17 protein-coding genes are annotated in these 17,319 nt (G+C 33.2%); 3 read left to right on the top strand and 14 right to left on the bottom strand.

Annotated features, from left to right (window positions below):
• Positions 1 to 299 precede the first annotated feature (299 nt).
• The 6 genes from Q0829_RS20310 to Q0829_RS20285 all read right to left on the bottom strand — a co-directional run bounded on the left by Q0829_RS20310 (position 300) and on the right by Q0829_RS20285 (position 4,314).
• The gene (locus Q0829_RS20310; protein ID WP_298546376.1) at positions 300 to 1,100 is read right to left on the bottom strand and encodes an anti-sigma factor; all 801 of its coding nucleotides are present in this window, start codon (positions 1,098 to 1,100) and stop codon (positions 300 to 302) included.
• A 2-nt stretch (positions 1,101 to 1,102) separates the two neighbouring features.
• Entirely contained in the window at positions 1,103 to 1,633 is a 531-nt protein-coding gene (locus Q0829_RS20305; protein WP_298546375.1) for a sigma-70 family RNA polymerase sigma factor, read from the bottom strand.
• 85 nt (positions 1,634 to 1,718) lie between these two features.
• Positions 1,719 to 2,321, bottom strand: coding sequence for a superoxide dismutase family protein (locus Q0829_RS20300; protein WP_298546374.1), 603 nt, complete (start codon positions 2,319 to 2,321; stop codon positions 1,719 to 1,721).
• A gap of 86 nt (positions 2,322 to 2,407) precedes the next feature.
• Entirely contained in the window at positions 2,408 to 3,151 is a 744-nt protein-coding gene (locus Q0829_RS20295; RefSeq protein ID WP_298546373.1) for a hypothetical protein, read from the bottom strand.
• Between the two features lie 11 nt (positions 3,152 to 3,162).
• The gene (locus tag Q0829_RS20290; protein WP_298546372.1) at positions 3,163 to 3,675 is read right to left on the bottom strand and encodes a hypothetical protein; all 513 of its coding nucleotides are present in this window, start codon (positions 3,673 to 3,675) and stop codon (positions 3,163 to 3,165) included.
• 156 nt (positions 3,676 to 3,831) lie between these two features.
• Positions 3,832 to 4,314 (bottom strand): YdeI/OmpD-associated family protein, encoded by a 483-nt coding sequence (locus Q0829_RS20285; RefSeq protein WP_298546371.1) that lies wholly within the window; start codon positions 4,312 to 4,314, stop codon positions 3,832 to 3,834.
• A 502-nt stretch (positions 4,315 to 4,816) separates the two neighbouring features.
• Here Q0829_RS20285 and Q0829_RS20280 point away from each other — a divergent pair.
• Positions 4,817 to 8,017 carry a M36 family metallopeptidase gene (locus Q0829_RS20280; protein ID WP_298546370.1) on the top strand — a complete coding sequence of 1,067 codons (3,201 nt, stop codon included), beginning with the start codon at positions 4,817 to 4,819 and terminating at the stop codon, positions 8,015 to 8,017.
• Positions 8,018 to 8,034: 17 nt separating this feature from the next.
• Here Q0829_RS20280 and Q0829_RS20275 read toward each other — a convergent pair whose 3' ends face one another.
• Entirely contained in the window at positions 8,035 to 8,916 is an 882-nt protein-coding gene (locus Q0829_RS20275) for a DoxX-like family protein (protein WP_298546369.1), read from the bottom strand.
• Positions 8,917 to 9,099: 183 nt separating this feature from the next.
• Here Q0829_RS20275 and Q0829_RS20270 point away from each other — a divergent pair, with 183 nt between their 5' ends.
• Positions 9,100 to 11,385 (top strand): fibronectin type III domain-containing protein, encoded by a 2,286-nt coding sequence (locus Q0829_RS20270; protein ID WP_298546368.1) that lies wholly within the window; start codon positions 9,100 to 9,102, stop codon positions 11,383 to 11,385.
• Between the two features lie 160 nt (positions 11,386 to 11,545).
• Entirely contained in the window at positions 11,546 to 11,944 is a 399-nt protein-coding gene (locus tag Q0829_RS20265) for a hypothetical protein (protein WP_298546367.1), read from the top strand.
• 117 nt (positions 11,945 to 12,061) lie between these two features.
• Here Q0829_RS20265 and Q0829_RS20260 read toward each other — a convergent pair whose 3' ends face one another.
• The 7 genes from Q0829_RS20260 to Q0829_RS20230 all read right to left on the bottom strand — a co-directional run bounded on the left by Q0829_RS20260 (position 12,062) and on the right by Q0829_RS20230 (position 17,223).
• Positions 12,062 to 12,565 (bottom strand): MepB family protein, encoded by a 504-nt coding sequence (locus Q0829_RS20260; RefSeq protein WP_298546366.1) that lies wholly within the window; start codon positions 12,563 to 12,565, stop codon positions 12,062 to 12,064.
• Between the two features lie 40 nt (positions 12,566 to 12,605).
• Positions 12,606 to 13,817, bottom strand: a complete 1,212-nt coding sequence (locus Q0829_RS20255) for a bifunctional alpha/beta hydrolase/OsmC family protein (protein WP_298546365.1) — start codon at positions 13,815 to 13,817, stop codon at positions 12,606 to 12,608.
• 101 nt (positions 13,818 to 13,918) lie between these two features.
• Entirely contained in the window at positions 13,919 to 14,620 is a 702-nt protein-coding gene (locus Q0829_RS20250; RefSeq protein ID WP_298546364.1) for a DUF4386 domain-containing protein, read from the bottom strand.
• 122 nt (positions 14,621 to 14,742) lie between these two features.
• The gene (locus tag Q0829_RS20245; protein WP_298546363.1) at positions 14,743 to 15,126 is read right to left on the bottom strand and encodes a DUF3037 domain-containing protein; all 384 of its coding nucleotides are present in this window, start codon (positions 15,124 to 15,126) and stop codon (positions 14,743 to 14,745) included.
• Complete coding sequence (locus Q0829_RS20240) at positions 15,116 to 15,895, bottom strand: HipA family kinase (protein ID WP_298546362.1); 780 nt, start codon at positions 15,893 to 15,895, stop codon at positions 15,116 to 15,118. The genes Q0829_RS20245 and Q0829_RS20240 overlap by 11 nt, the downstream gene beginning before the upstream one ends.
• A 144-nt stretch (positions 15,896 to 16,039) precedes the next feature.
• The gene (locus tag Q0829_RS20235) at positions 16,040 to 16,636 is read right to left on the bottom strand and encodes a hypothetical protein (protein WP_298546361.1); all 597 of its coding nucleotides are present in this window, start codon (positions 16,634 to 16,636) and stop codon (positions 16,040 to 16,042) included.
• A 125-nt stretch (positions 16,637 to 16,761) separates the two neighbouring features.
• Positions 16,762 to 17,223: a hypothetical protein gene (locus Q0829_RS20230; protein WP_298546360.1), complete on the bottom strand. Its 462-nt coding sequence runs from the start codon at positions 17,221 to 17,223 to the stop codon at positions 16,762 to 16,764.
• Between the last annotated feature and the right edge of the window lie 96 nt (positions 17,224 to 17,319).

Here is a 17,319-nt window from a genome sequence, read left to right as displayed (position 1 = left end):
TACTTAAAGGATTAGACGTAGTTTAACCTGACAAACATTTAATTTTTGTAATCAAAATCCATCAATTAGAGTATCCGCCTCTGACGGATGTATCGAGAATAGGGTTTTGAGTCTGAAAAACTATTCTCGATAGCTCTGCTAAGCTTGTCGAATTACAATTTTTCTTCATATTATTACAAAAAGTCCCTCGAGTTGACACTTTTCTTTTACATTTCATTCTAAAAGTACAACAGGTTTATTTATAATGTAAACCATGAAAAGACTGGAAATGTAGTAAATGCTATTATGAATTACCTATATTAAGATTCTACCACTCCAAGAGTATATAATTGTTCTAACGTAGGAGATTCGCTTCCGCCTTCAGGTTCAAGTGTGATACCAAAAGCTTCTGATTCATTAGGATTTGTGAATGAGAAAATTTTCGTTTCTTCTTCTGTAAACTTATCTAGTATTCCTAAACTAGTAGGAGTGAGCGGATCCAATTTTAAAGACCATACCTGATATACTTTTCCAGGTGGAGGAGTTGGTAATCCAGCTACATCTATATAAGCGGTTTGTTTTTCTTTATCCCAATATACAGCAGCGTAGGCTGTAGGGGCTATTTCTTGAGCTTGTAATGGAATTTGAAGTATGTCTTTATCACGTAAGACACTTAATAATGTTTTTGCTTTAGACAAATCTTCTTCTGCTACATTAATTTTTCCTTCTAATAAATTTTGTTCTATTTGAGATTCTACTAATTGCTGGCGTAAATCTTTATTCTTATTAAATTGTATAAACAAGCCAATTAATAAAGCTACAGAAGCTGCCCAACCTATATAGGAAGGCCATTTATTACGCTTAGGAGTAATCGGAATGACATCTACATCATTATCTGTAAAATTTAATTTTTCTTTAATACGATTAAATACAGATTCTGGATTATAAGGTGCGGTTGCTGCAGATAGCTTCATAAGAGATTTTTCAATCTCTTTTACCTCTTCCTCAATTTCAGGATGCTCTTTTAGTGCATTATATACTTCAGCATTTTCTTTTTCTGATAATGCACCGTATACATACAGTTCTAATATTCCGGATGATATAAATTGTTTGATATCCATAATTATACTTCCAAGACTTCTCTTAATTTATTAATGCAAATTCTGTTCCGAGTTTTAATAGTTCCAATCGGAATGTCTAATTCTTCTGAAGCCTCTTTTTGTGTGTAACCTTTAAAAAACAATAAATCAATTACTTTTTTACAAATAGGTTCTAGTATATTAATGTACTTTTTGATACCTATTGCATCCATCTTATTTGAGAAATTACTTTTCTCTTCTAGTATATCTACGAAATAATCCGCAGTTTGGTTTTGTTGCAAGTTTTTAAAAGCTACCGATCTTGTTTTATCTATAGCCGCATTACGGGCAATATTAAGTATCCATGTGAAAAAACGTCCTTTTTTTTCTGAGTAAGAATCAGCTTTATTCCAAACTTTTACAAATACATCTTGTAATACTTCTTCTGATAAAGTTTCATCTCTAAGAATAGTATAGATCACGCCAAATATATTCTCCGCATACATTTCATAAATGCGCTGAAAAGCTTTTTCATTTTTTTGTTGTAGTTGAAGAATCAATTCATTGGATTGCATAGGCTGATAAGAGAGATTGTTTTTGAGGAAGAAGTATTGTATTTAAAAAAAAGAAAGAGGCTAGTAGTAGCCTCTTTTATGTATATTATTCTATAATTCCTCCGCAGCTTACTCTGCTTCCTGCAGCACCTGATGGTTGAGATTTATAATCATCAATCCCCTGATGTACTATAATAGCTTTACCAACAATATCTTTTTTTTCATCTCCACATCCAATACACCATTCGTTAGTTGCAAAAGTTATAGAACCTTTGCCATCTGCAGAAGAGTTAAAATTACCGATATCTCCTTTATGATATCCTTCAGATGCTCCCCACTTTCCATGCGGTTCCATAGTTGGGTTCCAGTGTCCTCCGGTTGATTTACCATCTACAGAAGAACAATCCGCTTTTTCATGAATATGAATAGCGTGTTCACCTTCTGATAATCCACTTAAATACGCTACCATGGTCACCATGCCACCTTCTTCAGTAAAAGTAACATTACCTGATACCTCACTGTCACTTTTAGGGGTCAAAGACATTGCCAACGTTTTTGGCTCACTAGTTTCTTCTTTTTCCTCAGTAGTTTCCTCGGTAATTTCTTCATTTACCTTGTTTTCATATTCCTTTCCCTCTTTCTTATCGCCTTTACAGCTAAGAATAACGATAGATAGAAAAGCAATTACCAATAGGTTTAGAGTTTTCATAATTTAATGATTTGTTACGTTTTGTTTAAACTAATATAGGGCAGTTTTAGCTTACAGCAAAGGATTTAAGAGGTTTTTAGATTTTGTTATATACTAATTGTACTCAATTCCGTAATACTAATTCCAGAATTAGCTTCGGGAGCGAGTTTGTATTGATACAATCCAGTTTCTCCAATTGCTATTAAGAGATCTCCAGAAATAATCACATCAAACGCACTTTGATTAACAGATGTAATCAAGTTAGATGCTGCTGGATTAGATATGTCAAATATTTTAATCTCATCATCACAAACAATTAAAAAATCATCATATAGACCCAATCCCCTGGGAAACGTAAGATTTCTGGAATTAATCAAAATAGGTTCAGTTATGGTAGTGATATCATATATCTGTAAAACATTGATATTATTACCACAAAATGTTTCAGAGTGCAATGTCACAAAGGCGTGTGTGTCATTAGCAATCACAGGATCACAAGCTGTAAAATGTTCTACACGAGATAATTTCTCTGGAAATTCAGGATTCGTTAATCCATATATAAACATTCCATTTCTGGATCCTATATATAGATAGTCTCTATAACTAAAAAGAGTTTCAATATTAAACCCGATAGGTATCGTATTTACTTGAACGGGATCCTTTACATCTGTAATATTAAATACGGTAAGATCGGTATTGTCTACTGTGTACAGGTAATCTCCTTTTAGAGCAAATGTTGCTAAAGATCCCCCAGTACCGTCAGCAACAGGAGATAATGAATCACTAGAAGAATCAGAGTCACAACTAAATATTATAAAAGAAGTGAGTATCATATAGATATATTTTTTCATGATGTTTTGTTTTAGTTAATTAGTGTCCATCCTATTACTACATTATTTTCAGGAATGTTATATGGAAGAAAACCATCTGGTGAGCGTAATTCAGGAAATATATTAATTACTCTTTTTGTAATAGTAATTCCATTAGTAATATCGTATTCGACAGCAATTAGATCTGTGGCTTGATTGATATAGATCATATTGTCACGGATGGCAAGATCTGTTGATCCAGGAACCTCTAGGAATTTTATAGGAGTAGGGGAGCTTGGATCAGAATTATCATATATATGAAAACCTTTATGTACTTCATTGATAAAAAGCAGATCATCTTTGATATAAATTTTTCCTGAAGTATTAATCGAAGTAGGATTTTTTAAAGAGACTGAGTTTTCAAAATTGCTGCGATCTAATAGTATTGGTCTATATCTAGAGAAAACTGGATCATCATCGCTATTTTCGCAATCTACAAGAAAAGGGCAGCAGCTTTGTAAGCATATCAGGAGTAAGCCTAATACTAGTAATTTTGTTTTTTTCATCTTTTGACTGTTTGACTAAAAGATGAAATTATACGGAGATGGTTGCGTTAGAAGTAATACTTTAGATACGGGTTTTATAGTTTTTTTAATGTATCCACCTGTTTTTAAAGATTCAATTTGATTGCAAAATGAAGTATGCTCGTTCTCAGTGAAATGTTATAACTTCTTTATTAATTCTCTAGGATTTCTAATACCTAGCCTTAGATTTTCTGTAATGATTAGAGCTTTATCAATGCGAGTTTGAGAATTTTTAAACCCTAACACATAATAAATCAGACTTCTTTTTTTGCCAGCTGTAAAAGATTCGAAAATCTCCGAAGCTTCTGGATCACTTTGTAATACAGCTTCCAGCTCTTCTGGCATCTCAACACCATATTTAGAAGTATCTTCAAGCAATTGAACCTGAAAATAATCACTTGGAAAAACTCCTAATTGTTTTTGATATTTCTTACTAAACATTATAGAGAATAGCTCTTTTCTTTTTTGTAAAGCTGCGTGAAATTGAACTGACTTATTCTGATATTGTATTTGAACAACAACTCTTTTATGATTTTGACTCACAAAAGATTCAGCAATTTTAGAAGGAACTAATATGCTATGTGTTGATTGTAAGGAAGTTTCAAAAATTGGACTTTTCATTTATTCGTTTTACTAATTATTCCGAGCTTCGGATAAGAACTCATAACTACAATTCTAAATTAGAATTAAATTAATAGCGAGACGTATTTTATAGACTCAAAAATATAGAATTTTTTTAGCAAAAATATTTCTTACCAAGAATAAGTTGTTTAACCATTTCTCCTATTGATTAGTCAAAAAGCCTATAAATCACTTCTGGAGGTCATTTTTTTTGAAAAAATTAAGAAAAAATTCTACAGGTATCCCGTAACTGTAAAAAGGGATAGTTATTATTCTGATTTTCAGAATAGGAAAATAATTAGATGAAAATATTTTCCAAACTCTAGTGTTCATATAGGTTAACTAACAATTGGTAGTTTAATGTTTTTTATTTGTTTTTGTTGTTAAGATATATTTACTAAAAATGTGAAATAATTGAACTTTGTTCAGTGATATTAGATTTGTGTAATAGATGTTTTGGATTTTGTTAATTTTAGTTAACACAAATTCAAAATTTATACATATGAAAAAAATGTACTCGTTTGTCTTATTTACATTGTTAATAGGACAAGCAATGTTTGCACAAAACATCATGGATGGTATTGTAAAAAACCACCTCAATGAAACAACTGCTAAATCGGCTCTGACAACAGAAGATGTATCAGAGTGGAAAGTAACAAATGTAGTTCCCTCGCTAAACCCTGAAATACAACATGTGTATGTTCAGCAATATTTTCAAGGGATTCCAATACAGTATGCAACTTATAAACTTACTGTAAAGAATAAAGAGACAGTAACTTGGGAGATTGATCAATTCGTAGATGATATAAAATCTAAAGTTACTTCTGCAAAATCTTCTCTTTCACCAGAAAGTGCTATTATGAATGTAGCTAGAGCTCATAATTTGCAATCTCCACAATTAGTTAGAGCTAAAAGCAAAGCTGATGGAGTATTAGTATATGAAAACTCTGGAATTACATTAGAGCCTATAGAGGCAAAACAAGTGTATATTAAGCAAGATGATAAGTTGGTTTTAACTTGGCATGTAAGCTTGTATCAAAAAGATGGTCAACATTGGTGGAATGTTAATGTAGATGCTACTACAGGTGAGCTTTTATATACAGAAGACTGGGTAATTAGCTGTAATTTTGGTACTCCTGATCACGAAACTCACAATCATGGAGAATCTGTATTATTTGATAAAGATATTCCTACAGCGCCAACAAAAGCAGAAGCTACTGCTGCGCTTGCACCTGATTCTTACAATGTTTATGCAATGCCAATAGAAAGTCCAAGTCACGGTAGTCGTTCGATAGTAACTGATCCAGCGAATACTGTAGCTTCTCCATTTGGATGGCATGATACTAATGGTAGTCCTGGAGCTGAGTTTACAATTACTAGAGGTAATAATGTATGGGCTCAGGAAGATAGAAATGGAAATAATGGTACAGGTTTTTCTCCAAATGGAGGAGCGAGTCTAGATTTTAATTTTCCAATTGACCTTAGTCAAGGACCAACAACATATGATGATGCAGCAATAACAAACCTATTCTACTGGAATAATATTATGCATGATGTATTCTATCAATATGGTTTTGATGAAGCTAGTGGTAACTTCCAGGAAAATAACTATGGAAATGGTGGTGCAGGAAGTGATTCTGTAAATGCAGATGCACAAGATGGAAGTGGAAGTAATAATGCGAACTTCTCGACTCCAGGTGATGGAGGAAATCCTAGAATGCAGATGTTCCTTTGGACAAGTCCAAACCCTGATAGAGATGGGGATTTAGATAATGGAATTATTGCTCACGAATATGGTCATGGTATTTCTATTAGATTAGTAGGAGGACCTTCTTCTAATAATTTAGGTGGTTCTGAGCAAATGGGAGAAGGATGGTCTGACTGGTTTGGATTAATGCTTACGATGAGAGCTGGTGATTCTGGAACTGATTCTAGAGGAATAGGTACATATGCATTAAACCAACCAACTACTGGTGATGGTATTCGTCCGACTCCTTATTCTATTGATAGATCTGTAAATAATACAGATTATGCAGATATAGGAGGATTAGCAAGACCACACGGAGTTGGATATGCATTTGCTACTATTTTATGGGATATGACTTGGGGATTGATTGATGCCGAAGGTTTTGATCCAGACTTCTACAATGGAACTGGAGGTAATAATATCGCTATGGCTTTAGTAATTGAAGGACTAAAAAATACAGCGAATAATCCAGGATTCGTATCCGGAAGAAATGGTATACTACAAGCAGACCAAGATTTATATGGAGGTCAGTACGAATGTATCATCTGGAAAGCGTTTGCTGAGCGTGGTGTAGGTCAGGATGCTAATGAGAATAATAATGGAGGTTCTAATGGACAAACAGATCAGACTGTGTCATTCGTTAATCCTTGTGATGGCGGTGGACCTGGACCTGGTGGAGATGAATGTACTGGAGATATAGCTTCATTCCCATACAACGAAAGTTTTGAAGGAAATATAGGAGATTGGTCTCAAGCTTCTGGAGATGATTTAGATTGGACTGTAGATTCTAATGGTACTCCTTCTAATGGAACAGGACCTAGTGGTGCTGTTGATGGTAATTCTTATATTTATGTTGAAGCTTCTGGAAACGGAAATGGATTCCCTAACAAAAGAGCGATTTTAAATTCACCTTGTTTAGATTTCAGTGGGTTGACTTCTCCAACATTAAGTTTCCAATACCATATGGTAGGTAATGCAATAGGTACTTTGGATGTAGAAGCAAGAACAGATAATACAGGAGATTGGACAAGCGTATTTAGTAGATCCGGAGCACAAGGAACTGACTGGAATACTGCTAGTGTTGATCTTTCTGCATATGCTGGAAATGCAAGTGTACAACTACGTCTTAATACGGTTACAGGAAATAGCTGGCAAGGCGATGTTACGATCGATGATTTAAGTATCACTAATGGTACAGTTGATCCAGGACCAACTTGTGATGCAATCGATTTTAATAACTTCTCAATTACTCCTTTCTCTAATCAAGATGCGGCAGGTAACTTCTCTATTGTAAATGGTGGAGCTGGATTATCATTGTCTAATAACACTTGGAAGTATATTGCACTAAACTATACTGTAACTGCTAATACGGTTATTGAGTTTAGTTTCAGTAGTACTGCTCAGGGAGAAATTCACGGAGTTGGTTTTGAAAATGATAATACATTAACTTCTACTAGGTATTTCAAAGTTCATGGTACTCAGAATTATGGAGTAACAAACTTCGATAACTATTCTAGTGGTACAACAACTTATGTAATTCCAGTAGGTAACTTCTATACAGGAAGCATGGATCGATTGGTATTCATTAATGATAATGATGCGGGATCTGGAAATACTTCAATTTTCTCTAATGTTAAGATTTACGAAGGATCTTGTAATGGATCTGCTGTAGTAGCAGATTTCGGACCTACGACTCCTATCATAGGGAATGAAGATGAAGAAGGGATTTCTAATTTCACAATTGCTCCAAACCCATTAAAAAGTGGTGGTTTATTGCAAGTTTCTATGAAAGACTCTAAGAATTCTGATACTGCTTATTCTATTATGAATATGGTAGGACAGATTGTTGGACAAGGAACCATAAGTGGTAGCAAAACTATCAATGTTGGTAACCTTGAAGTTGGTATGTACTTACTAAAAGTTCAAGGAGAAACGAAACGATTTATAATTAAATAGATTATATCTTAAGTTTGTTAAGAAGGCTGTCCAATATGGGCAGCCTTTTTTATCTTATTGATACTATGTTTTTTAAGTAAAAGAATAACTAATAAAGGAGTTAATCCATGTGGAATTCTATAAATGACTTCGTGCAAATTCTGATGAATAGATTGTAAAGGGAAATCCCAATAAAAATTAGCAACTATCCTTGCCATAGCTGTTAACAATCCCCACCCCACAGCATACCATAATGCGTATATCTGAACGTTAGGGATAAAAATTAGAATCGCAAGTATGAAGTCCAAAATACCAGCTATATATAAAAACGATATAGCGGTTGTTTCAGAAAACCCAAAAATTTGTATAGTCATATCTATGAATTTTCCTGGAACAGGGTAAAAACCAAAAGCGTATAATCCGTGAGAGAAAAAGGTGAAGGCAATTAGTATCTTAAAAATAAAAACTAAGCTTTCATGACGTAGTTTTTTAGAATAACTATACAGCAATACAAATGGTAATCCGAATTGAATGCTGTGTTCAAAAAATTGAGCAATATGATAAAATTTTTCTTTCGTAAGTAATATAGTTAATAATACCAAACTGCAACCTCCTAAATATATAGGAATTCGAAACCATTTAGTTGTATTCTTTTTTATCATCAAGACAGAAATAGCAGCAATAAGGTATAAAACTCCATTGATTTTAATACCATTTTGTATTATTAGATCTGTCCGATTACTTGTAGCATATTCTTGCCATGTAATATTGAAAACCCCTTCAATTATAGGTTTTAATAAAGATTCATCCCAAAAGAAAGATCTATACGGAGCATCCCAAAAAAGATGCTGCCAAGCTCTACCAATGAAAATTAAAAATACTGATATTTTAAAAATAAGTTGAGTTTGATCCTTTGTCATAATTACAAAGTAAAAAGGAATATTGTTAACTGATTACAAATTCAATATTATTTTATTCATAATATATATGGATAAACATTAATTCTTAATTAAGAATTAGTTAAGGGTAGTTTTTTATTCATTTAATGAACTAATTTTATTAATTATAAACTAACTTTATAGAACCAACTTAATTATATTTTCATGAAAAGAATACTTACCCTTATTGTAATTCTTGTGGGATTACAAGTCACAGCCTCTAATGACAAGTATCGATTAACCTTACGAGGAAATCCAGCAACCTCTATAGTAATAGGATGGAATCAAATATCAGGCAGTAATCCTACTGTCTATTATGGAACAACTGATTATGGAACTAATTATAATAGTTACCCTAATTCTAAATCACCGGACAGAACGGTTTCCTATAAGAGCATGAACAATACCTTTGCCAGACTAACCGGATTACAACCTAATACAGCTTATTATTTTGTAGTAAGAGATAGTCAAGGTACTAGTGAACGTTTCTGGTTTAAAACAGCACCTGCAGATAAGAGTAGACTGTCTTTTATAGCAGGAGGTGATTCCAGAAATAATAGAACGCCAAGACAGAATGCCAATCGCTTGGTAGCTAAATTAAAGCCACATGCGGTTCTATTTGGTGGAGATATGACAGATAGTGATTCCAGTAATCAGTGGAAAACTTGGTTTAACGATTGGCAGTTAACCATAGCTTCAGATGGTAGAATGTTTCCTATTATTGCGGCACGTGGAAATCATGAGGATAGTAACAATAGTATATACCATCTTTTTGATGTACCCTCATCTAGTGTATATTATGCTATCACTTTTGGAGACAATCTAGTTAGAACTTATACTTTAAACACTGAAATCTCAATTTCTGGTAATCAAACAACTTGGTTACAAAATGATTTGAATTCAAATGCAAACGTCGTGTGGAAAATGGCTCAATACCATAAGCCCATGCGTCCACACGTATCCTATAAATCCGAAGGAAATAGCCAATATAGCAACTGGGCCCAATTATTTTATAATAAAGAAGTAAAGTTGGTAATCGAATGTGATGCACATACCGTAAAAACCACATGGCCGGTAAGACCTTCTACAGGATCAGGAAGTGATGAAGGATTTGTAAGGGATGATCAAAACGGAACCGTATATGCCGGAGAAGGATGCTGGGGAGCACCTTTAAGATCTAATGATGATAATAAAAACTGGACACGAAACTCTGCAAGGTTTAATCAATTTAAATGGATTTTTATTGATGAGGATAAAATCGAAACAAGAACTATTAGCGTAGATAATGCTTCGCAGGTAGGTTCAGTCTCTAATAACAATGTATTTCAGATTCCTTCTAATCTGGATATATGGAACCCATCTAACGGAAGTGTAGTGACCATAAATAAAGGAACAGTTGTCGATCCAGATCCAGATAACGGTAGCATTGAGGTGTCTATTACCAGTGGAATTGATGATGTAGAAGAACGACAAAATGGAGACGTATATACCAATAGTAGTGACCTGGAACTAGTGTATGATAGCCATAGTAATGCCGGAAATCAAACTATAGGATTACGATTTAGATCTTTAGCTTTACCAAAAAACGCAACAATTACTAGCGCGTATTTACAATTTACTGCGGATGAAAGTAATAGTGCTAATGCAGAATTAGAGATAGCTTTACACAATAGTAGTAATTCTCCCGCTTTTACAACTGCATCAAATAATGTATCCAATAGATCTGTTTTTTCTAATAAAGTAACTTGGGATCCTTCTGCTTGGTCCAGTGGACAAAATGGCTTAGCGCAACGCTCACCTGATCTAAAAAATATAGTTCAGCAACTGGTTAATAAAAGTTCATGGGTGTCTGGTAATAATGCTAGTTTTATTATAACAGGAAAAGGAGTAAGTCTAACGAATACATCTGCAAAAAGAGTGGCTGATTCTTATGAAGGAGGTGCAGGAAAAGCAGCAAGACTTATTATTAATTACACAACGGATGATAGTATTCCTGTGGATATTTGCGAAGGGATTTCTCCTTGGCAAAGTGGTATCAGTTATGCTACAGGAGATAAAGTGACCTATTTAGGTTATTTATACGAGCGTACATCATCAGGTTGGTCTAATTTAGGTGCTTGTGGAACACTACGAAGTAATACGGATGTATCCAAAATACAATTCCCACCATTAGAAGAAGAGGCTCACAACGATTTATTTTTTGTTCTATCTCCTAATCCTTTTACAGATCAGATTAGTATTACAACGTATTTATTTGAAACGGATAAAAAATATACTGTTAGTATTTATACCCTTACAGGAAAGGTAGTTCATAAAGAAGATGTTTCTTCTAAGTCAAAGAATAAGACTATCACGATTTCTCCCAAGATTAGTCAAACCGGAATTTATCTACTTTCTATTAAAGATGAAAACGGAAAGACCATACATACCAAAAGATTGATAAAACAATAAGGAATTACTTAATTATTTGGAATAAACAGCTTCAAAACCGTTAGCTTGTTATATTATATGTTAACGGTTTGTTTATATAACATTTTGATAATCATTAGATAAAGAGTGTTTTAGAATTAATTCGGAAATTTAAATACTAACTTTTAAAGCCATAGTTATTATGAAACTAATAAAGAAAATCATACTGTTATTTATACTGTGTTTTTCATTTTCTTGTGAAACAGAAACCAATAATATAGAAAATGATACATCATCAACTCAAGAGAAAAGTCAAGTAAGTTTTGATGTTGTAATCAAGTTAGTAGATGAATGGTCTGGTCAGGAAATTCCAGCAAGTACATTACCTGGATATGGAGCTACTAACTTAGAAACAGGTGTGATTTATTTTGATTCTCGATATGAAGTTGGGCTTTTCGAAAGTCTTCCAATAGGAACCTATAGATTTGATGCACGTGATGGTTATTTTGATGGAGCGTCTTCTGGAATTGTTGAAGTAAGTTCAGAAAATGAAACTCCGGAGGGTTGGATCGAAGTGACGTTACAATACTGGTCAGAATGATAGACTAGAAGATTTTAATACTTTTCATAATGATAAAAGGGAAGCACAGCCCTGTATTGCTTCCCTTTTTGATATATATTATTGTACAAAAGTAAAATATTCTGCTTTTGAGTTGTTTTACTTTTTTGAATATAACTTTTGTGCAAGTTCAATGTTTATAGAATGATCAATTGGTAAAAAATAATTCAGTTGCCATTTTTGAGTTCGCTCTGCCTGTTTATTTTTAGCTGTATCCCAAGGGGGATATACTCTAAAAGCTCTTTTCCCTTCTTTTTTATTTGTAGAAATAATTCCTTTTTCAATCAATTTAGATTTAGGGAAAACAAATTGACCAAAATGATCGTCATATTTTACATTCACTATAAAATAATCTATCAAATCTGTTTCTTCAAAAGGTTCAATAGGGCCATTTTTTTTACGCTTCCAAAAGGTAACAAACTGTCCAACTTTCTTTGGTGTTATTTTAGCATCCCTACAAACAATTTTAAGATCATTTAAATGAAAATTACAGGCTTTATATTCTTTACTTTCGGGCTCTATACTAAAATTTTTAATCGTTAGCATACAGGGATTGAATACGAATAGTTTTATGTCGACAAGTTCTTTATGAAGATGGTTCAAGTAATTTGTTTTAAAAGAATAATATAGTTGTAATCTGGTTTTAAATCAATGTCGTAATCACCTGCGTTTCGCTATGTAATGTTTTATGTACAGGACATTTATCTGCAATCTGCAGGATTCTTGCGATCTGTTTTTCATCTAGATCTCCTTCCAGTTTAATTTCTCTTTCGAAAGTATCGATTTTGGCAGTTGGGTCTTCACAATTTTCACAATCTTCCATATGTTTTTTATCATAACTAGTGTGTACTTCTACATTTTGCAGATCCCAACCTTTTCTAGCTACATACATTTTAATAGTCATCGCAGTACAAGCTGATAAGCCTGCAGATACGAGTTCGTAAGGAGAAGGTCCAAAATCATGGCCACCCACACTTTCAGGTTCATCTGCCACTATATAATGATTTCCTACTTTCATCTGGGTAGTATATCCTTCATCATTCCCTAAACTTGCTACCACATGATGTTGGCTTTTTAAACTAGGTTCTTCAGGAATATCAACATATCTAGATGACCATCCTGCAATTACGTTACCAGCATAAATAGAATCTTCTTTCCTCATTAATAAATGATCTGCTCCATTCAAGGTTACAAAACTTTTAGGGTGTTTTGCGGCGTGATAAATTTCTTCAGCATTTTTAATACCCACTGTGGTGTCCTGTGGAGAATGCATTACTAATAAGGCTTTATTTAAATTTTTTGCTACGGTCGGTAATGATTTAGTTTCTAGATCATCCAGAAATTGTTTCTTAATAGTGAAATCTCTTCCACTCAGATTTACTACGGCTTTACCATTTGCTTCAATTTCTTCTAAACCGCTTCGTAATAAGTGTTGTACATGAGTAGGATCAGAAGGGGCACCTATTGTAGCTATAGCTTTTATAGAATCAATTTCTGCTGCAGCAAATATAGCTGCTGCGCCACCCAGAGAATGTCCAATCAATAGAGAAGGAGCCTGATATTCCTGCGCTAAAAAATCTGCAGCAGTAACTAGATCTTCTACATTTCCCGAAAAATTAGTATCAGCAAAATCACCTTCACTTTCTCCCAAACCTGTGAAATCAAACCGTAAAACACCAAACCCTTGAGAAGTGAGTGCACGACTAATGTTACGAACAGCTCCCAGGTTTTTATTGCACGTAAAACAGTGCGCAAAAAGCGCAAAATTATGTGGATGTTGATCCGCAGGTAATTCTAAACGCCCAGAAAGTGTTTGACCTTCTGCGTTGGTAAAGGTAATTTTAGAAAGACTCATGTGATAGTTGTTTTTCCTAAATGTCGTTTTTTTCTAGCTTTTCTAACTTTTTTTGGAGGTTAAAAATGTGTTAAAGAAAAAAATGATGCATCATCTTACTATCATACTTCATTTGATGTAGGCGCATTCTTCGCTCCAGCGATTAGCATCCATAAGCAAATTCCGATTTCTCCAATTGCAGATGGTATTCCAATATAAGTGGAGACACCCATATCATAATATCCATCAATCATAAATCCACCGATAAATTCTATGATATATCCAATACATCCAATCATTAAAAAGATACCAAAAAACCTAGGCAAAATTTTGGATTTATATACAAGATACCCAAAAGGAAATAACCACAGCCCCCAGAATACCTGTGCGATCATTATTCCATTATCATATGAATCTAACAATAATATCACTTGAGTCTGTAACTGTTCGGGGCTAAAAACCTTTAAGTATTCTGCTCCACTGATTAAGGTTAGAATATCAAATTTATGGCTGATATTATACAAAGAAACGGGGATGCTAATTAAAGCAAAAGCTACCATCAAAACTGCTTGAGTTTTGTCTACATGAGCTAATAATTTGTAAAGAATTAATGGCAATACTAAAAATGTACTGTAGCATATCAATCCAGCTATGATACTCCATCGGAATAACAATATGCCATCTGTAATATTCTGTGTTGTGGTTGCAGGATCATCGTAAACTATTAATTCTAAAGGAACGTATAGCAAACTAAACATACCGCTAATAATGAGAATCAAGTATACTACACCAGCTAATCTGGCTGTTTTCCTATTTGAAGTCATAATGTGTTTTTACATTATCGACGAATGACCTTTATATTTGTTACGGTACTATGTATTGGTAAGTTTATATTATGATTAAAGAGTTTTTTAATAATAGTATTATAAGAATAAGGATATTGTTTTTATAACACGTAATTGTTAAAGAGAATATCTAATTCTTTTTGAGGGTTAAGACAGATTCCTGGATGTGTTTTTGAGCTTTGGATAATTGTACTTCTACAAGCTGTTAACCATCGAAATCTATCAGATAATTCTAGTTTTCCAATTGCTCCACCAGCTGGCTCACCATTACAGATGAGTTCCCAGGACTTTAGGTATTCTTGTAATAATTCCATATGAATTTCGCTAGAGAAAGCTTTTAATTTGTTTTGGTCAATTAAGTATTTAACTTTCAGAAATTTCTTTTGCTTAGAAAATACAATCACTCCCACATTAAAAAACTCTTCACGCTCTACTTTGGGAACGAATCGGATAATGGCAAATTCAAATGTACATCTATTTGGCATCTTCAGCTTCTTTTACTAGTGTATCAATTTTAGAAAGTCTAGAGTTTATAAACTCTATATATGCAATTCTCATTTCATCAGGTGTGAGTGATTCTGATTCATGAGTCAACCAATCCTGAGGTACTTTTGATACAATTTCGTTGATTTTTTGAGGGGTCATACTTTTTTTGATCTCTATAGCGGCTTTTGTAAGATGATTAGCACGTTCTAATAATACGTGATCTTTAATCGCAGGAAACGTTCTACTTAGATGATTTTCCCATTGTTCCCAATTATGGTGAAAGTAAAAACTGGCTCCATGATCGATAAGCCATAACTCATTTTTCCAGTTAAGTAGGTTTGTGTTTTTTGCAGTTCGGTCGATATTACTAATAATACTATCTAGTAACACAACTTTAGAGGCAGTAATAGAATCTGCAATAGAAACCAATGGATCATACATAATTGCCCCGGATAAAAAATGTAATCCTAAATTAAGACCCACGCTAAATTTAAGCAAGTCTTGGATTTCTTCATCAGGTTCTGTTTTACTAAAAGAATCATCCAGATTCATAAGAACCAATTCAGGAACATTTAATCCTATAGACCTCGCTAGTTCGCCACCAATAAATTCTGAGATCAATACTTTTTTGCCTTGACCAGCTCCTCTAAATTTTAGAACATACAAAAACTCATCATCTGCCTTAACAATAGCAGGTAAAGAACCACCTTCACGCAAAGGTTGTATATATTGCACTACATCTACAACTCTAATATCAATTGTGTTCATAGCGTCTAATATAATAAAAAGTTAAGGCTGTTGGTCTTACTTTTAGGTAGATTTTGGAATGTAAATTATACGAATTGTATAAGAACTAAGTTAAATAACACATGAAGTTAGATAAGATTACTTTCATGTTATACACATAGATTTTTATGCAACTTTCAATACCCTATCTAATACATCCAAATTTTTAATATATTCTGTTTTATGCTTCCAATTAGTGGCTAGTTCTGCCCAAATTTTTTGTCGATCAATTGCTAATTGAATTAGTGGTTTATTCTTTTTGTCAATTTTTCCTTCATCTACTAATTGACCAAATCCAGTTGCGATAACCGAAATGTCGACGGTGTAAATATATTGATGGTCATCAAAATTATCATCTTCTAATTGTTTTTTAACTAGTGTTCTGTCAATTATATTTTTGTTGTATTCTGATAGCTTTTTTTCAGAAACCCCTTCGATAGTCCACTTTATGCAATCATAAGTTTCTTTATACGGATTGTCTTTTTTCCAATTCCTAAATTCATATAAGGCCATATCTCCTTCGTCCGAACCAAATGGAGCTAATTCATCTATACATGACCAAAAGAATTCTTCGGGTATTAATTCGATAGCTCTTTGGTGAGCATTTTCTTTATCAATTCCGTAAGGTTCATTTTCTGTTTCTTGAACCGTTTTCTCTATCTTCTTTTTAGAAATTTCGTTTACTTCTTTCTTTTTTCCGAAAAGATTTTTAAAGAATCCCATAATTTTTTCTAATGCTTTACAATGATATATCACTACGAATATAACGATATCTATAAAGTGTTCAGGATAAGTGACTTTAAAATTTAGAAGTTCCTATGGTTGTAATTATAAGTTAATAGAAGACTTTAACTTTTTTCACTTCGTTTTCTGTATATCTTTAGTAGGTAATTCAGTCTTTGTGTACTTATATCAAGTTCGTTTATAAGTATTTTCTCATTCCTGTTTCTGTGATCGTAGCTTAGGTAATATTGTGATTTTACTCCAGTAGATGAAGGTTCAAAAATGATATTCTCGTTTATTATTTCAGACCATTTTTTAGTACGAGCACCTTTATAGCTAATGCCTTCTTCAGAGAGAGTAAGTTGAACACTTTTATCTTTTATAAGTTTGCGATTATTTCTTATTCCATAAACGGATAGCGTAATAAATCCAATTCCTATGAGATAGCTTAAAGAAAAAAATGCATAGATTCCAAAACCCAAAAATAGGATAGAAAATAGCATGTAGAACCTGCTATTAGATTTAGAATAGTAGATAGTCGTTTCTTTAGGAGCCTTTTTGTTTTCGGTGAATAGACTTTCTAGCATTTTTCTAAACTTACTTATAATGATATGCAATCACGAATATAAACATATCTCCAAAGTGTTCAGAATAACTCATAGTAAAATTTAGGAGTATTAATC

The sequence above is a fragment of the uncultured Aquimarina sp. genome, from assembly GCF_947492405.1.
Classification (GTDB): Bacteria; Bacteroidota; Bacteroidia; order Flavobacteriales; family Flavobacteriaceae; genus Aquimarina.
This window is presented reverse-complemented; position numbering and strand designations above follow the sequence as displayed.